16 protein-coding genes are annotated in these 18,146 nt (G+C 53.7%); 3 read left to right on the forward strand and 13 right to left on the reverse strand.

The window, feature by feature from the left end; all coding sequences use genetic code 11:
• Positions 1 to 6 precede the first annotated feature (6 nt).
• The 3 genes from KNO58_RS08185 to KNO58_RS08195 are packed head-to-tail and all read left to right on the forward strand — an operon-like array spanning position 7 to position 2,889.
• Positions 7 to 1,740, forward strand: coding sequence for an ABC transporter ATP-binding protein (locus tag KNO58_RS08185; protein ID WP_214752975.1), 1,734 nt, complete (start codon positions 7 to 9; stop codon positions 1,738 to 1,740).
• Positions 1,737 to 2,609, forward strand: coding sequence for an NAD(P)-dependent oxidoreductase (locus tag KNO58_RS08190; RefSeq protein WP_214752977.1), 873 nt, complete (start codon positions 1,737 to 1,739; stop codon positions 2,607 to 2,609). The genes KNO58_RS08185 and KNO58_RS08190 overlap by 4 nt, the downstream gene beginning before the upstream one ends.
• 46 nt (positions 2,610 to 2,655) lie before the next feature.
• Positions 2,656 to 2,889 (forward strand): DUF2188 domain-containing protein, encoded by a 234-nt coding sequence (locus tag KNO58_RS08195; RefSeq protein ID WP_214752979.1) that lies wholly within the window; start codon positions 2,656 to 2,658, stop codon positions 2,887 to 2,889.
• Between the two features lie 15 nt (positions 2,890 to 2,904).
• On the opposite strand, the gene KNO58_RS08200 is transcribed toward KNO58_RS08195, so the two are convergent.
• The 13 genes from KNO58_RS08200 to KNO58_RS08260 form a co-directional block, all read right to left on the reverse strand.
• Entirely contained in the window at positions 2,905 to 3,555 is a 651-nt protein-coding gene (locus KNO58_RS08200; RefSeq protein ID WP_214752981.1) for a DUF975 family protein, read from the reverse strand.
• A 59-nt stretch (positions 3,556 to 3,614) separates the two neighbouring features.
• Positions 3,615 to 4,277, reverse strand: coding sequence for a copper homeostasis protein CutC (locus KNO58_RS08205; RefSeq protein WP_214752983.1), 663 nt, complete (start codon positions 4,275 to 4,277; stop codon positions 3,615 to 3,617).
• Between the two features lie 14 nt (positions 4,278 to 4,291).
• Positions 4,292 to 5,062 (reverse strand): DeoR/GlpR family DNA-binding transcription regulator, encoded by a 771-nt coding sequence (locus KNO58_RS08210; protein WP_214752985.1) that lies wholly within the window; start codon positions 5,060 to 5,062, stop codon positions 4,292 to 4,294.
• Positions 5,063 to 5,223: 161 nt separating this feature from the next.
• Positions 5,224 to 6,021, reverse strand: a complete 798-nt coding sequence (locus KNO58_RS08215) for a leucine-rich repeat domain-containing protein (RefSeq protein WP_214752987.1) — start codon at positions 6,019 to 6,021, stop codon at positions 5,224 to 5,226.
• A gap of 69 nt (positions 6,022 to 6,090) precedes the next feature.
• A complete protein-coding gene (gene plsY, locus KNO58_RS08220) occupies positions 6,091 to 6,708 on the reverse strand; it encodes a glycerol-3-phosphate 1-O-acyltransferase PlsY (RefSeq protein ID WP_214752989.1) in 618 nt (205 codons plus the stop codon).
• Between the two features lie 11 nt (positions 6,709 to 6,719).
• The gene (locus KNO58_RS08225; protein ID WP_214752991.1) at positions 6,720 to 7,634 is read right to left on the reverse strand and encodes a M15 family metallopeptidase; all 915 of its coding nucleotides are present in this window, start codon (positions 7,632 to 7,634) and stop codon (positions 6,720 to 6,722) included.
• 75 nt (positions 7,635 to 7,709) lie between these two features.
• Positions 7,710 to 8,129, reverse strand: coding sequence for an acyl-CoA thioesterase (locus KNO58_RS08230; protein ID WP_021067569.1), 420 nt, complete (start codon positions 8,127 to 8,129; stop codon positions 7,710 to 7,712).
• A 30-nt stretch (positions 8,130 to 8,159) separates the two neighbouring features.
• A complete protein-coding gene (locus tag KNO58_RS08235; RefSeq protein WP_214752993.1) occupies positions 8,160 to 10,421 on the reverse strand; it encodes an AAA family ATPase in 2,262 nt (753 codons plus the stop codon).
• 57 nt (positions 10,422 to 10,478) lie between these two features.
• Positions 10,479 to 11,162: a hypothetical protein gene (locus KNO58_RS08240; RefSeq protein ID WP_214752995.1), complete on the reverse strand. Its 684-nt coding sequence runs from the start codon at positions 11,160 to 11,162 to the stop codon at positions 10,479 to 10,481.
• A 102-nt stretch (positions 11,163 to 11,264) separates the two neighbouring features.
• A complete protein-coding gene (locus KNO58_RS08245) occupies positions 11,265 to 12,833 on the reverse strand; it encodes a BCCT family transporter (protein WP_214752997.1) in 1,569 nt (522 codons plus the stop codon).
• 126 nt (positions 12,834 to 12,959) lie between these two features.
• Positions 12,960 to 13,448, reverse strand: coding sequence for a DUF3939 domain-containing protein (locus KNO58_RS08250; RefSeq protein ID WP_214752999.1), 489 nt, complete (start codon positions 13,446 to 13,448; stop codon positions 12,960 to 12,962).
• 106 nt (positions 13,449 to 13,554) lie between these two features.
• Positions 13,555 to 16,269, reverse strand: a complete 2,715-nt coding sequence (gene acnA / locus KNO58_RS08255) for an aconitate hydratase AcnA (protein WP_214753001.1) — start codon at positions 16,267 to 16,269, stop codon at positions 13,555 to 13,557.
• Positions 16,270 to 16,466: 197 nt separating this feature from the next.
• A complete protein-coding gene (locus KNO58_RS08260; RefSeq protein WP_214753003.1) occupies positions 16,467 to 18,062 on the reverse strand; it encodes a peptide chain release factor 3 in 1,596 nt (531 codons plus the stop codon).
• Positions 18,063 to 18,146: the final 84 nt, after the last annotated feature.

Raw genomic sequence — 18,146 nt, forward strand, 5'->3', positions numbered from 1 at the left:
CGTATCATGGAGTCCACATCCACATGGCAAGCGTTTTTGAGCTTGTTCCGTGTCGCTCGACCACCGAAAGGTCTATTTATCGGTGCCGTATTGATTTCATTGCTTCAAGCGATGGCGTCACTCGCCATCCCGCTCATCTTGCAACGCGTCGTCGACAATTGGAGCGAGGCCGCGCTCGACGCCCGCCTCGTCGCCATTTTTATTGCGGCGTTTCTCATTCAAGTCGTCTCGAGCGCGATTTCGATTTACTGGTTACATATCGTTGGACAACGGGTCGTCGCTAATTTGCGGACGACGTTATGGGAGCATCTTGTCGCCCTGCCGATCCCGTTCTACGATGGCGTCAAATCAGGGGATCTCGTCTCGCGGTTAAACAACGATACGACGACGTTGCAGCAGCTCTTGTCCGAACAGAGCGTTCGTCTCTTGACGTCGTTCGTCTCGGTCATCGGCGCCGTCGGCATCTTGTTCACGCTCGATTGGCAGATGACGCTCGTCATCTTGTTCTCGGTGCCAACGACGCTCCTCATCGTCATCCCGCTCGGACGTAAACTTCGGAAAATCGCCAAGGCGACGCAACATGAACTCGGCGATTTGTCAGGGTTCTTCGCTGAACTGCTCGGCGAGATCCGGCTCGTCAAATCACAGGCGACCGAATCCGTCGAGGTAGCAGAAGGAAAACGCCGGATTGAACGTCTTTTCGGTCTCGGTGTGCGCGAGGGACGGATTCAAGCGATTCTGATTCCGCTCTTGAACGTCACGTTGACGGCGATGCTGATCGCCATTCTCGGCTTCGGGGCTTACCGGGTCTCGACCGGCGCCTTGTCGACCGGCTCGTTGCTCGCGTTCATGCTGTACTTGTTCCAAATCATCACGCCGCTCATCACGATGACGGAGTTTATCACTCGGCTCCAGAAAGCACGTGGGGCAACGGAACGAATCTCGGAGCTGCTCGCCGTCGAGCCGGAACCGTATACCGATGAACCGTCGACGATTCGACAGTCGTCGCTCTCATTCGAGGACCTCACGTTCCGTTATGGTGACCAACCTGTCATTGACGACGTGTCGCTCACCGTCCCGTTCGGTGCCACGACGGCCATCGTCGGGCGCAGCGGTGCCGGAAAAACGACACTGTTCGCCCTCGTCGAGCAGTTCTACCTCCCGTCGAGCGGTCTCATCCGTTATGGGGACCGGGACATCGCCACATATGGCCGAAATGAATGGCGACAAGTCATCGGCTACGTCGCCCAAGATTCACCCGTCCTATCCGGGACGGTGCGGCAAAATATCCTATACGGCTTGACCCGGACCGCGACCGAGGATGAGATTCGTCACGCCTGTGATATGGCCAACGCCTGGTCGTTCATCGAGGCGATGCCGGACGGACTCGACACGGAAATCGGCGAGCGCGGCGTCCGCCTATCGGGCGGACAACGTCAACGGCTCGCCATCGCCAGGGCGCTGTTACGTGACCCGCAAATCTTACTGCTCGACGAGGCGACGTCTAGCCTGGACTCGGAATCCGAGCGCGTCGTCCAAGAGGCGCTCGACCGGCTCATGACAGGACGGACGACACTCGTCATCGCTCACCGGCTCTCGACCGTCCAACATGCCGACCAAATCGTCGTGCTCGAGGACGGCGGCATCAGCGGGCTTGGAACGCATCAAGAGTTGCTTCGAGACAACGCGCTCTATGAACGACTCGTGAAACAACAACTTTTAGGAGGCAATCAACTATGAAGACAGTCGGATTTATCGGACTCGGTGTGATGGGTCAATCGATGGTCAGAAACTTAATGAAGGCAGGATTCGAAGTCCAAGCATATACGCGGACGAAAGAGAAAGCGGCTGATTTATTGGCGGAAGGTGTCCGTTGGTGTGATTCGGTCGAAGCCGTCTGTCATAACGCCGATGCTGTCATCACCATCGTCGGTTACCCGTCTGATGTCGAGAGCCTTTATTTCGGCGACGGGATGATTTTGCAATCGGCCGAACCGGGAACGCTCGTCATCGATATGACGACGTCTTCGCCGCTCTTGGCCGAACGGATCGCCGAGGCCGCAATCGATCGCAGCTTGCTCCCGCTCGACGCACCGGTCACGGGCGGTGACGTCGGTGCCAAGAACGGGACGTTGTCGATTCTCGTCGGCGGCGGCGAATACGCCTTCACGAAGGCACGACCGCTGTTCGAGGCGATGGGCCAATCGATTGAACGGATGGGCTATGCCGGCAGCGGCCAATACGGGAAACTTGCCAATCAGATTGCCATCGCCGGTATCATGATGGGCAACGCCGAGATGCTCGCCTTCACGAAACGGGCCGGGCTCAACCCCGATCAACTGCGCCAGACGATTCGGGGCGGTGCCGCCGGTAGCTGGACGCTCGAGAATTTGGTTCCCCGGATGATTGTCGAGGACTATGCCCCTGGGTTCTTCATCAAGCATTTCCTGAAGGACATGAAACTCGCCCTCGAGAGCGCCGAACAATTGAACATCAAACTGCCGAGCCTCGAGTTGGCGTATAAACTGTACTCCATCCTCGAAGAGAACGGCTACGGCGAGAATGGGACCCAGGCGCTCATCGAATACTACATGCATCAAGACGTTTGAATCGTCCCGCTCGTGGAATTAGTAGTACAGAAGGGAGCGATGACAGATGCCATGGAATATGAAAGACTATCCGGAATCACTGAAAAATTTCGACCCACTCGTCAAAAAGAAAGCCATCGATATCGCCAACGCCTTGCTCGCCCAAGGATACTCCGATCAAAAGGCGATTCCGATCGCCACGGAACAAGCGAAGAAATGGCATGAACATGCCTCAAAAGAAGAAAAATCTGAGTTCCGCGCCGCCCCCGACCCACAAAAGTCGGATCGGCACGGCACATAAAAACAACCGGTCGGCTCATGAGCCGACCGGTTGTTCGTTTGCATCTGTCTGTGCCTTGATTTCGAGATATAACCCGGCGAGCGCCGTACTGATATAAGGCTGTACGAAGATATAGGCCAATCCGCCCGTGAACATGACGAGGACGTACCAGCCGATGAAACTCGCATACAAGCGCAACATCGTCCGTTTATGGCCGCGCATGAGACGCTGGCTTTCCCGCATCGCTTGAAACGCAGACAGTTCCGGTTGGTCCCGTAACACGAACGGGACCATGCGATACGTCAAATAGAACCAGACACCAGGGACGATCAAGAACAGCATGAGCACGTTCAACCCGAGATAAAAGACGGCATAATACGTGACGGACCGAACGTAATCTTTAAGCGAACCGAACGCATCGAACAAGAGCCCGAACGATGGCTTCTCGGCTTTGGCGATATCGAGGAACACCCAGTTGCGTCCCAGTTCGAGCGGCGCGAGCAAGACGGTCGCCGCGTACAGCAGGCCGATTGACACGAACAGGACGCTCGGGTCGGTCGATTCCAAATCGAGCTGCGTCGTGATGACCGCCTGAACGAGCATCGTCGCAACGACCGCGAGGAGCGAGATGCCCCAGTTACCGGACAACATTCGGAGCGCAAATTGTTTATAGACTGATGATTGCATGACTTCACCTACAGTATCGTTTTCTTCATTATAGCAAAAAAACAGTCAGACGACTGTTTTTAGCGTACCATCTGTTGTTTGATCGCCTTGAACTTGTGCTCATCCAAGCGGCCGTCAGTGCGCACACCGCTCCCGACATGGACGAAATCAACGCCGAGCCGGTCAATCAGCTGCGCCACATTGTCGGCCGTGATGCCGGCACCCGGGAGGATGTTGATCTCCGCCACCTCATGCATCGCACTTAATCGGTCTATGCCTTCAAGTGCCGTCGCTTGCCCGCCGGACGTCAGGACGTGGTCGACTTCCGGAAAGTCGTTCAACACCGTGATCGCGTCCATCAAATCGGCCGCGTCGTCGATGGCGCGATGGAACGTGAGTGCCATCTCGCCCTTATGTTTAATCACTTCTCCGAGCAGCGCCTCATCGATGCGACCCTCGCTCGTCAACGCCCCGAAGACGATGCCATCGGCCCCGAGCTCACGGCACAGTCCGATATCTGCCAAAATCGTCTCCGCATCTTCCTCGTTATAGACGAATGAATCCGCATGGGGGCGAATCATGACGTGAACGGGAATCGTCGCCTGTTCGAGCACGTTCCGAATCGTCCCGAAACTCGGGGTCGTCCCGCCGGCCGGAATGTCGGCAATCAATTCGAGCCGATCCGCCCCGAACCGTTCAGCCGTCTTGGCTTCGGTCAACGTTGTCACAATCACTTCAATCATGAAATCCCTCCTCGTTATGGTGCGAAGCGCCACTCGACCTCATGTTCCGCCAAGGCGCGCTTCCAATCCGTCGGTTCCGGAAAATCAGAGATGATGGTCGTCACCTTTGAAAAGTCGGAGACCCGATAGCGTTTTTGTTGATTGAACTGCGTATGGTCGGCGAGCAAGTAACATTGACGCGTTTGATCGAGTACCGCCTGCGTCACAGTCGAGAGACCATGGGCATCACACGTCAAACCGAGCGAGGCATCGACGCCCTCGACAGACAGAATGGCCATATCAAACACGTACGCCTTCAGTTGCTGCAGGACGTGCTCGCCGACGGTGACGAGATGTTTCGGGTCGATCGTCCCGCCGAGCAATTGAATATCGCCAGTAAATACGCCCTTGGCCCGTTGCTCAAAGAGCGCCTTGGCGACCATGAGCGACGGAGTGACGACGGTCAAATTCCGTCCGCGCAGTCTGGCCGCGACTTGCTCCGGGGCGACACCGTGTCCGATATAGAGCAACATGTCGTCCTCGACGAGCTGAAACGCCGTATAGGCGATGCGACGTATCCCGTCCATGTTCGAAATCATCATCGGTTGGAACGAGACGCTCTGATGGAGCACCGCCCCGCCATACACCCGCTTGATGCGATGCTCTTTCTCAAGCTCTTCTAAGTAGCGGCGAATCGACTCCCCCGAGACGTTCAACCGTTCAATCAACTCACTTGTTTTCACTTTGCCTTCCCGCTCAATCCATTCAACAATCTTTTGTTTACGTTCTTCTCCAATTAAAGACACTTCCCTGCCTCCTCCGCAAATATCGCTTCCTTTTTCAGTGTAGCGAACGGATGTAAATTTAACGTAAACAGAAAGTAAAGAACGGGCAAATCCAACAATTTTTTTGGACTTTTCGGCAAAAATCAACGGAAATCCACAACAATCATCTAATTGCGGATGTGTTATTGCTCAAATTGTTTCTGTAACTCACGAAACTGTTGTTCCACTTTTCGCAAGCGCGCTTGATCTGACACGCTGTTCAGGAATGGTTTTCGTTTACCGACCACCATTACATCTTTTCCATCAAATGGTTGCTCGAGCCGAACGAACGGGACGAACAAGTCGCATGTCACGTTCGGCAACTTGACTGACAACATGGCGAATTCTTCTGTTTTGAATTGATTTGAGATACTTAGTGTCCGTAGCGACTCAAGGTCAGTCAACGGTTCAAGTGATTCGTCTAAGACTCGGATGTTCGACATATATAATTCTTGTAGGTTCTTCAAAGAACGAATCGGTTCCAATGTCTCGATTTTTAATGTGTTCCATATCCCGCCTGAAAGATCCAAATACTCGAGCGACGTACAACTCGCCAGATTCGCAATCGAACGCAACTTCGAAAAATCATGGAGTACAACTTGCTTTAGTTGTGACTGGTTAGACAAATCCCAAAGCTCAGTGGCTTTCGTATTCCATTGAAGGACGAGTGTCTCAAGCTCCGTTTGTGACTCGAGCGCAGATAAATCCGCCACCCGGAGACCATACACCCATAAAGACTTAAACTTGAACTCGGTCATCAACAAATCAAATTGTTTCTGGTTTACGACACGTGCATACAAATGATCAACTTGATTAAAATTCGTTAACAACTCCAGGTTTTTTGTTTCTCCACTGATGTACAACGTCTTTATATCTGACTTCACGTCACGTAAATCCTCGATATAGTTTAACTCACTTATAGCATCTAACCAATCTAACATGTCTGTTCCTCCTCAAATAAAGACCACCTCCTTACCCACGTTCAGAGGGTGATGAGGTGGTCCGAATCATTAGCCTTTTCGCTTTTGAAACAGCGGCACTTTCGGTTCCGTGCCCGCACGAATTCGTTGCCAGTTCGAGCGGTGCTTGATGATGATGAACAAGGCGAGCGGGACGATGACGATGAGCGGCAACCAGTCTTTGGCGATGATGCCATAAGCGACGACGGTCACGAGTCCGACGACCGAGGCGGCCATCGACGAGAGCGACACCATCTTTGAGACGAGCAACGTCACGATGAACGTGCCGACGACGACGACGAAAAACCACGGGAACGCCGCAAGCAGAACTCCCGCGCTCGTCGCCACCGATTTTCCGCCCTTAAATTTGGCGAAAATGGGATAGGAGTGGCCGATGATGGCCGGAATTCCGGCGAGGAGCAGGCTCATCTCGCTCCCGAATAGGAGCGGCAATAACGCCGCGACCAAACCTTTCCCCATATCGCCTAATAGGACGATCGTACCGGCTTTCTTCCCGAGCACGCGAAACGTGTTCGTCGTGCCCAAGTTCCCGCTCCCGTGCTCGCGGACATCGACTTTATAGCCGAGCTTTCCGACGAGGAGGGCGAATGGGATTGAACCGAGCAGATAGCTGATGATGATAATGATGATTTCTGTCAAATAAGGCATCGCGATTCCCCTTAATTCATTAATTGCTCGAGGTAGCGTTCGAACGGGACGTTCGTCTTATGAACGGTCGTCGCATGCTCCACCCCGATATAGCGTAAGTGCCACGGTTCAAACATATAACCCGTCTGCCCCTCGTAGGCGCGTTGATAGCGAACGATGAACCCATATTTATGGGCGTTGTCAGCCAACCACTTGCCTTCTTTAGTCTGCTCAAGGCTCTGCGTCAATTGATACCCGACCGAGGCGCTCGAGACATCGATGGCGAGTCCCGTCTGATGTTCAGAATGGCCCGGTGGCGCCGAATACTTCATTGCTTGTTCTTTCCCGTCTTTGGCGACGTAGGCGTTGAACAATTGTACTTGATAGTCGTATGAGCGGAATGCGCTCGTCCCTTTCAAATCGATTCCGGCCGTTTTCGCACCGGCCATCAACTTCTCAATCGCTTGTGCCGCTTCTTTACGGAGCATTCTCCGCTCCCCGGTCGCCGTGTCGACAAAGTCGACGTTCGCCGTCACGAGGTCGTTCGGTTTGTAACCGGCCGGCAAGGCGATTTGTTTGTTCACAAGGATGAGCGTGTCGAGGTTCACGTTCGCGGTCCCGTTCTGCTCGAGCGGCTCGCTCGGCGTTTGGGCCGGTTCTTCTGCAGGCGGTGCCTCCACGACAGGTGCTTCTTCGGCCTCAGGCTCGTCTGCCGCCGGTTCTTCCGCAGGCTTGTCTTCAGCCGGTGGCTCGGCTTCAGTCGCCGGAGCTTCTTCAACCACTTCGTCTTCTGTATCCGTCGGCGCAGCGGCCGGAGTTTCTGTTTGTTGTTCGGTTTCAGCCGGTTTGTTATCGGCTTCTTCCGTTTCGTTTTGGTTGCTCGTGTTACAGCCCACCAACGTGAGCGTCAAGGCGCAGCATACCATCAACAGAGATGGTTTTCGCATGCGATCTTCCCCTTTCGTTGTACAAAAAATACCGTCAAGATATGATACCATACTGACGGTACAAAAGAACCACTGTTATGTGACGGGACTCATGACACGCATATACATGTCATGCCACTCTGGAAACTCGCGGTCGAGACGGACCGGCTTGAAATCGCCCTGTTTGACGACGACGTGGGTCGTCTTTGCCGAACCGACGAGATGTCCGTCTTGATCAGTCAACTCATAGCCATAGACCGTCCGAATCTTCGAATAGCTGTCGACCCATACCCGGACGTGGACCGTGTCGCCGAACGTGACGCTCTTTTTATAGTCGACCGAGACGTTCGTCACCGGAGAGACGAAGCCCGCCTGTTCCATGTCTTTATACTCAACTCCAAGCTCGCGCAATAACTCAGTGCGAGCGATTTCGAGATAGACTAAATAGTTCGCATGATAGACGATGCCCATCATGTCGGTCTCTTGGTAGCGGACCGGAATCTGAATCGTATGCATTGAATCGTCCTCGCTTTCAAGGTCATTATATTATAACTTGGTCTTAATATCTACTACTAAAATATGATTCAGGTCGTCAGTCTCAGCCTGTTCTTCAATCAAACGGTATGACTGTCTCGCGATGGCTTCGTCAATCAACGACAGCGCCGTCCGTGCATTCGGTCGCTCGATGCCGGACAGTCGCTCTTTGAGCGCTTGCTCTACCGTCTCGTCATACGTATAGCCAAATTTCGCGGCATACGTCTTGGCGATCTCGACGAGTTGGTCGGTCGAATAATCCTCGAACTGAATGGTGCGCTTGATTCGACTGTTCAGTCCCGGGTTAGACTCGATCAATCGTCGCATCGGCGCCTCGTATCCCGCCATGACGACGACGAGGTTGTCCCCGTGCTTCGGCATCTCGTCGACGAGCGTATCGATGGCTTCGCGCCCGTAGTCGTTCGGTCCACCGTTCAAACTGTATGCCTCGTCAATCAACAGCACGCCGCCGAGCGCATCGCGGATAGCCGCCTTCGTCTTCTGTGCCGTCTGGCCGACATAACCGCTGACGAGATCGGCCCGGCTGACGACTTTCAAGTGTCCGCGTTTCAAGTAGCCGGTTTTCTTCAACAGCTGGGCATACAGGTGAGCGAACGTCGTCTTCCCTGTCCCGCTGTTGCCGACGAGTGCGGCATGGAGTTGAACCGGTGCCGTCTTTAATCCAAGTTCGCGGCGTCGTCTTTGAATCGTGACGAGCGCCTCGATTTCACGCAGTTGCCGTTTCGCCTCGTCCATCCCGACCAAGTCGTCGAGCGTCGGGGCTGACGTGTCCTCGGCCGCATCCATCTCGAAATCGACTTCCGTCAATAAGGCCATCTCGTCGAGCGGGGCATCGGCACCGAAGCGGGACCCTTTTTTGAACATGGCGTCGAGCAAAATGTTATGCACCGTGCGCGCGTTCCCGAACGTGGCGTCGACCCGTTCCCGGTCGATGCGCGCAATCAAGGCGCGCTTCGCCTCGACCGTCAGGACGTAATTGTTCTCCGCGGCCACTTTTTCGCCGATGGCGACGAGTTCGTCATCACTGTAGTTCGGCAACTCGTAATGGTTTGATTCGGGGAAGCGCGAACGAAGTCCCGGATTGGCCAACAGGAAATGACGCATCTCTTCCGGATAACCGGCGAGGATGACGACAAATTTTCCAGCGTACTCACCACTCGTCATCGCGGCGACGAGCGTATCGATGGCTGCCTGTCCGTAGTCGCTTCCGCTCGCGTCCTGCCGTTTGAGCGCATATGCCTCATCGATGAACAGGACGCCGCCTTCGGCTTCTTTCACTTTGTTCATGACTTGCTCTTCCGTCTGTCCGACGAACGCGCCGACGAGACTTGAACGATCCGCCTCGACGACGTCTGGACGGGCGAGCAGACCAAGCTCAAAATAAATCTCGGCCATGAGACGCGCGAGCGTCGTCTTGCCAGTGCCTGGGTTTCCCGTAAACACGAGATGGAGCGAAGGTTGATGTTTGGACGAGAAACCTGCCTTTTCCCGTTCTTTTTGGAATAACAGGAAGCGATACCACGCTTTGACGCGTTGCTTCACGTCGGTGAGCCCGATCATCGCCTCGAGTGATTCAATCGCGCTCGACCGCACCTGTTCCGTCTGTTCCGGCAAGTGTTCGACAATCGTGGCGAGTCGCTGTTTGACGAGCCCGACTTGCTCACCGAAACGGTGAAACGCCTCACGGCTGAAGTAATTGCCTTGCATCGAAGCCAAGAGCGAGGCCGTGTCATCTTCGAGTGCGGCCACTTCTTGCATCGCGTCAATCACGACGAGGAATAAGCGCTCGAGCTGTCCTTTGAACTCCGAGTCGCGAAGGTCGGATTTGGCACGGTCAATCTCGTCGTGAAGCTGCTCAAGTTGCTCGAGCAGTTCCGACGTCTTCGCTTCGTATTCGGTCAAAATTTGAACTTTCATCGACGCGTAATCCGTCTCCCGTAATTTCGGCCATTCGACGTGCAAATGTTGTTTATGGCGTCGCAACACTTCGTATAATTGACTGACGCGGAGCGCTGGCGGCAATGCATTGAGCGACTCCAATTCCTTGACCCAACGATGTAACAATGGGTCGATGGACTGGCGTGCTTCGAACCGTCTCGTCGCGAGGAGTGTCAAGGTGCGAATCAACTCTTGACGGTGTCCGGTCGCGCGGGACCAATGGGCGTAAGACAATAACGCAGCTTCCTCGATTCGTCCGCCCGCTTCCCACGCCGTCAAGTCCGATTGCACTTGATCCAAGGTGATCTGTTTCATAGTATTCTCCTTTTTAGACGACAAAGGAGCCGACGTTTCAGTCTGCTCCTCGCCGGATTATCGTGATTCAAAAGAAGTCATCCGAATCGAATGGAACAACTTCCCGTTGTTGCGTGATTCGGCAGCGAGCAAAATGCGCTCGTTCACATCAACGTAATACGTGACGGCCTCTTCATTCTCATCTTCACTGAAAATCGATGGATACTTTTCGACCCACTCTGCCGGCACGGCCTCGGGGGACTCTTTCTTGACGAACGCTTGCGCGGTCCGCCCGATGATATCGACGTCACCTTCGCTTGAACCGAGCGTCCCATCGTCGAGCCATTTGCGAATCTGTTCATTCGTCGCGCGCGACAAGAATGGGTGTGGAGCCACTGCGCCTGAGCTCGTCTCTTGACTGTTCGTCTCCTCGCCCTCAGGGTTAAACTCGCGATAAACGGTACCATCCCATTCGGCTCGGGCACCAACGTTAGGGCCCTCTACGACCTCGGACACGAAGTGACCGTCCTCATCGTATGTCACTTCATATTCACGAACTTCCAACGTCTCACCGTTTTCCGGCAATTTTTGCTCTTCGTAACCAATCACGACGGATGTATAGAACGGTTCGGCCCGGTTGACGCGGCCCTCGTCGTCATTCAAGTTCATGATTGAGTAAAAGTTATAGGCGAGCAGGGCGCCGACAATGAGGATTCCGACAAAAATCACCCAACTCAATCGCTTTTTAACATGTTGTTTCATAGAATGCCCTCCCAATCTTCTTCACTTACTATCCTACACTAGCGAGAGGGTCCTGCAAAACATTTACAACCAAAAAAGGGCCTCAACCGAGACCCTTTCCGTTTATCCAAGCTTATCTTCTTCTTCCTGCTTATACGCTTCAATATACTTGTCCCGTTCGTCCGGTTCATCGGACAAATCTTTGAACAAGGCGACAATCATCAGGATTAACACGAAGATGAACGGGAACGCGACCAGGATTGCGACCGCTTGTAGCGCCCCGAGTCCACCGACGTATAAGAGCACGGCGGCGATGGAAGACTGAATGAAGCCCCAGACGAGCTTGATTCGCATCGGCGGAACAAGTTTCCCGTTCGTCGACAACATGCCGAGCACGTATGTCGCCGAGTCCGCTGACGTAATGAAGAAGACAGAGACCAAGAAGATGGCGACGATACTAAGGATTGTCCCAAACCCACCAAACGTCTCGAACAAGGCGAACAGGCCGACTTCAGTGCCGATCTCGTTGACCGTGGCAATCAAGTTTGCCCCACCGTTCAAGTCGGCCCAGATGGCCGCACCGCCGAAGACGGAGAACCAGAGCAGACCAAACGAGGTCGGAACAAGCAAGATGCCGATAATAAATTCACGAATCGTACGTCCTTTCGAGACACGGGCGATGAACGTCCCGACGAACGGTGACCATGAAATCCACCAAGCCCAATAGAAGATTGTCCATCCGTTAATCCATTCGCGTTCCGCCGGCTCAAACGCGGCCGTCCGGAAACTCATTGACGGTAACTGTTGCAAATACGTCCCAATCGTCTGCGTGAACAGATCAAGGATGAACGCGCTCGGTCCGGCAATGAGTGTCGCGAATAAGAGGACGATGGCGAGAAAGATATTCGTATTACTTAAGATTCGAATTCCTTTCTCGAGTCCTGTCGAGGCACTGATCATATAGAGTACGGTCACGACGGCGATAATAATCAATTGGGTCGAGAATGCGTTCGGTACGTTCGGAATCAAGAAGTGAATCCCTCCGGCAATTTGCTGGGCCCCGAAGCCGAGCGAAGTCGCCACACCGAACGCGGTCGCGATGATGGCCAACACGTCGACCGTCCGCTTGACCGGTCGTTCATAGCGGTCATTGACGAGCGAGCCGATCGTCTCGCCAATCGTCGCCGGGCGACCTTTCCGGAACGTCGAGTAAGCGATGGCGAGCGCGATTATCGCATAGATGGCCCAAGGATGCAAGCCCCAGTGAAAGAACGAATAGCGCATCGCGGTACGCGCATCGCCTTCAGGTGAGCCCGACTCGAATGGCGGCGCGTGAAAATGAGACAACGGCTCCGCTGCCCCCCAGAACACGAGCCCGATTCCCATCCCGGCGCTGAACAACATGGCGAACCATGACAGATAGCCGAACTCCGGGCGATCGGTATCTTTTCCGAGCCGAATCGAACCGAACCGTGAAAAGATCAAAAAGATGGCGACGAGTAGAATCCCGGTCGCACTGAGTAAATAAAACCAGCCAAAGCCGTTGGAGAGCCAGCCTTGCAGTAAAGTCGTCACGTTCAAGAGACTGGCGTTACCGAGGACGCTCTCTGGGATGACACCCCAAATCGTGAATAAGACCGTAATGATGGCTGAAACGAGAAAAACGGTCGTCACTTTGCTTTTCCTTTCCATAATCTCACTCCTATTCAATTTTCTTATTTTCATATACGTTTTCCACCGTAACATAGTTTGTAAACACGACTCAAGCTTGCGACATGTTTGACCGGCCATGTCAAAAAAAGTGACGATGGCATGTCGTCACTCCGGCGGTTTCGGTTCCAATGACACGATTAACGTCTCGTCAACGACGTAATAGGGCCGTTTTGGCAACACTTTCAAGTAGCCGCCCTCGCGTAATCGAGTCAAATCCAATTGCAGTGTCTGTTGAAATTTTCGAAACGGTATTTTTTTTTCTTGTTCAAAGTATAAATCGAGCGCCCGCTGCACTTGATCCATCTCATACACCAATTCCCGCTCGTCCTCGGGGACGATATGAAACGTCTCTTTCGACATATAAAACCGCTGTCTCGGTTTTCCGGGCAAGTGTTTCTTCAGTCGAGCCAAATCGATTTCTTGCGCCTCGTCGAGCAAGACCGTGCGATTGACGCCTTTCGGCAACGTCTGCTCATATTCATGGATGGCTTCGCGCAACTGCGGAAGCGTGAGGTCGATTTCTTCCTCCGTCACTTCCTCTTTTTGCGTCAGCCGTTGCCACCAGTTTTTACCTGATTTCGTCTGTCGTTCCATACACTCCCCCCTCTCCTCATTCTGTTCCCGATATGAGTCATCCTCTCACCTCATATTCGCACATTCACAAAAAAAACCTTCCTTTTTGCAAAGGAAGGTCATTGGCTTACTTCAATTTGTTGCGGAGAACCATCTGCAAGATGCCGCCGTGACGGTAGTAATCGATTTCGACTTCAGAATCGAAGCGAGCGACGACTTTGAACTCGGTCACAGTACCGTTCTCATGTGTTGCTTTGACGTTCAGGATATCACGTGGGCGGACTGATTCGTCGACTTGGATGTCGATCGCTTCTTCGCCTGTGAGTCCGAGTGAGTCAGCTGACTCCCCGTCCATGAACTGGAGTGGCAACACGCCCATCATGACGAGGTTCGAGCGGTGAATGCGTTCGAAGCTCTGCGCGATGACGGCACGGATGCCGAGAAGATTCGTTCCTTTGGCTGCCCAGTCACGCGACGAGCCCATACCGTAGTCGTTTCCTGCGAAGACGACGAGGCCTGTGCCTTGCTCTTTGTACTTCATGGCTGCATCATACATCGGCATGATTTCGCCAGTCGGCCAGTACGTTGTAAAGCCGCCTTCAGTGCCTGGTGCGACTTGGTTACGGATGCGAATGTTCGCGAACGTACCGCGCATCATGACTTCGTGGTTCCCACGACGTGAGCCGTACGAGTTGAAGTCGAGCGGTGCGACGCCCTTCGACTGAAGGTACTGTCCAGCTGGTGTCGTCTTCGAGAACGCACCGGCTGGTGAGATGTGGTCGGTCGTGACCGAGTCGGCAAACTTCCCGATGACGCGGAGGCCGTTCAACGCATGGACTTCTCCAGCCTCTGGCTCGAGGTTTTCGAAGAACGGTGGGTTTTGGATATACGTCGAGTCGTCTGAGAAGTCATACAAGTTGCCTTCTGGGACGTCAAGCGCGTTCCAACGTTCATTGCCCGTGAACACCGTGTCGTACTCTTTGCGGAACGCTTCCGGTGAGACGACGTCTTGAACGACCATCTTGATTTCATCGTTCGATGGCCAGATGTCTTTGAAGAAGACTTCATTGCCATCTTTGTCCGTTCCGAACGACTCGTTCATGATGTCGAAGTTGACCGATCCAGCGAGCGCGTAAGCGACGACGAGTGGCGGTGACGCCAAGAAGTTCGCTTTGACGAGCGGGTGGACGCGACCTTCGAAGTTACGGTTCCCCGAGAGGACCGACGAGACGAGCAGATCGTTCGATGTGATTGCTTCTTCGACTTCGCGGTCGAGTGGACCCGAGTTTCCGATACATGTCGTACATCCGTAACCGACGGTGTTGAAACCGAGTTGGTCGAGGTACGTCGTGAGACCGGCTTTGTCGAGGTAGTCAGTAACGACTTTCGAGCCTGGTGCGAGCGACGTTTTCACGAATTTTGGAACCGTGAGACCGCGTTCGACGGCTTTCTTCGCGACAAGTCCTGCCCCCACCATGACGTATGGGTTAGACGTGTTCGTACAGCTTGTGATGGCTGCGATCGCGACGTCACCCGTGCGCATGTCGACAGCACCGTCTGTATAGTTGACCGCCGCCGTCTTCTCAAGCTCAGCTTTTTCAAGACCGAAACCGCTGTGTCCGGCTGGTGCCGTCACACTGTCGACGAATGCCGACTGAAGGTCTGATAAGTTGATGCGGTCTTGCGGACGTTTTGGTCCCGCAAGCGACGGTTGCACTTTCGACAAGTCGAGCGTGAGCGTCTTCGTGAACGATGGGTCCGCTTGATCTGGTGTATAGAACAAGTCGTTCGCTTTCGAGTAGGCTTCGACGAGGTCAATCAACTCTTCTGGGCGACCTGTCGTGCGCATGTAGTTGAGCGTCTCTGTATCGACTGGGAAGAAGCCACAAGTCGCACCATATTCAGGCGCCATGTTTGCAATCGTGGCCCGGTCTGAGAGTGGCATCGTGTGAAGCGATGGACCGAAGAACTCGACGAACTTGCCGACGACTTTCTCGTTACGGAGCATCTCAGTTACGACGAGCGCGACGTCTGTCGCCGTGACACCCGGATTGACTTCACCAATGATTTTGACGCCGACGACGTCTGGTACCGGGAAGTAAGACGGTTGACCGAGCATGCTCGCCTCGGCTTCGATTCCACCGACACCCCATCCGAGGACGCCGAGACCGTTGATCATCGTCGTGTGCGAGTCCGTTCCGACGAGCGAGTCTGGATAGGCGACGTTGCCCGTTCCGTCATTCTTCTCGAGGACGACCGACGCCAAGTACTCCAAGTTGACTTGGTGAACGATTCCTGTCGCAGGTGGGACGGCACGATAGTTGTCGAACGCCGTTTGAGCCCAACGCAAGAATTTGTAACGCTCTTCGTTACGTTCGAACTCGATGTCCATGTTTTTCATGAGTGCGCCGGCAAAACCATACGCATCGACTTGGACCGAGTGGTCGACGACGAGGTCGACCGGGATTTCAGGATTGATTTTGTTCGGGTCTCCACCAAGGTCAGCCATCGCCTTACGAAGTGAAGCGAGGTCAACGACCGTCGGCACACCCGTAAAGTCTTGAAGGACGACACGAGCCGGTTTAAACGGAACATCGATATCTTTCGAAACTTCGGCAGTACCCCATTTAGCCAAGTTCTCGACATGTTCTTTCGTGATGGCGCGGCCATCTTGTTGACGAAGTACAGATTCGAGCAATACGCGAATCGAGTACGGGAGTCGACTAAGTTCCGTCACCCCTTCTTCTTCAAGCTTTTTGAGCCGGTAAAAATCGTACGCTTGTCCATTGACCTCGAACTGTGTCCGAGACTTGAAAGCGTCTAATACGTTCGTCTGTTCCATACGATATCCCCCTTTTTGAAAGCGGCGATGCCGGCACGTGCCGTAATCGCTTACTTATCACATGTTTATCATAATACAACTATAGCGTGACGTAAAATACATTCCGTCACAAATTAGTCATAAGTAAAACTTATCAACGGCGCCAGACTCACTGAAACAAGAAAAGACGGCCCTCGGACAAGGGCCGTCATCCATCATTATTCTGCGCCAATCTCGACGTTGACGTCGAGGGCGTCGACGAGCGTGAGCTCATCTTCATACCGTTCTTTGAAGCGGTCGAACGTGAACTCGTTGGCGAACAAGAACACGGGACGCTCCCAACGATCCGTCACGAGCATGTTGCGTGAGTCCTGGAACGGCTTGAGCGCCTTCAATTCCTTGTCCTTCACCCAACGCGCAACGCTGTACGAGACCGGCTCCATGCGGATGTCGACGCCGTATTCGTTGTTCAAGCGATACTCGAACACTTCGAATTGGAGTTGACCGACCGCACCGAGATAAATCTCGTTATATTCGTTGCGATACACTTGAATCGCTCCTTCTTGGGCGAGCTGCTCCACACCTTTGTGGAAATGCTTCGACTTAAGGGAGTTGATTGGCGAGACGCGCATGAACAATTCAGGCGGGAACGTCGGCAACGCCTCGAATGCGATTTTCTGTTTTGACGTCGTGATCGTGTCGCCGATTTGGTACGTCCCCGAATCGTAAATCCCAATCACGTCCCCAGCGAATGCCTGATCGACTGTTTCTCGGTCGTTGGCCATGAGTTGCGTCGATTGACTCAACTTGATTTTCTTCCCTGTCCGCGTGAGCGTGACGTCCATGCCACGCTCGAACACGCCCGAACAGATGCGGACGAAAGCGATGCGGTCACGGTGGGCCGGGTTCATGTTCGCTTGAATCTTGAAGACGAAGCCGCTGAACTCTTCTGATGTCGGGTCGATTGGACCGACATTCGACTTACGAGCCTCAGGGGCCGGTGACATGGCGAGATAGTGGTTCAAGAACGATGTCACGCCGAAGTCGACGAGGGCCGTCCCGAAAAAGACCGGAGTCAGTTTCCCGTGCTGAATCGCATCGACTTCGATTTCATTGCCGGCACCGTCGAGCAAATCGATTTCATCCCGAAGGTTCGTCAAGTTCTCTTCCGTCAAATAATCGGCGAGAATCGGGTCATTGACACCGTCCTCGTTCAACGTGAGCGTCCCTTTCTCGCCGCGGAACAAGTGGACTTCATTCTTCAAGCGGTCGTACACCCCTTCGAACTGCATCCCGCTCCCAATTGGCCACGTGACGGCGACCGAAGGCATGCCGAGCACTTCTTCGAGCTCTTCCATGAGTTCGAGCGGGTCTCTCGCTTGGCGGTCCAATTTGTTCATGAACGTGAAGATTGGAATCCCCCGCATCCGACAGACTTGGAACAGTTTCTTCGTCTGCGTCTCAATCCCTTTGGCCGCATCGATGACCATGACGGCGCTATCGACCGATGTCAACACGCGGTACGTATCTTCTCCAAAATCATTGTGTCCAGGCGTGTCCATAATCGAGACGACTTTGTCTTGATAGACGAACTGCATGACCGACGAGGTGACCGAGATTCCACGTTGTTTCTCGATTTCCATCCAGTCCGACTTGGCATGCTTGGAATTTTTGCGGGCTTTGACCGTCCCCGCCTCACGGATGGCGCCCCCGTGAAGGAGCAACTTCTCCGTCAGCGTCGTCTTACCGGCATCCGGGTGCGAGATGATGCCGAAAATACGACGCTTCTCAACTTCTTGTTTTAATTGATTCATGTATGGTTCTTTCCTTTCTGGACAATACGATTTATACGATGTCTTGCTCATTGCAACGCTATCTATTCTAACGAAACCGGCCCG

Origin of the sequence: Exiguobacterium sp. J17977 (assembly GCF_018616375.1) — a bacterium.
In the GTDB taxonomy this organism is placed as follows: Bacteria; Bacillota; Bacilli; order Exiguobacteriales; family Exiguobacteriaceae; genus Exiguobacterium; species Exiguobacterium mexicanum.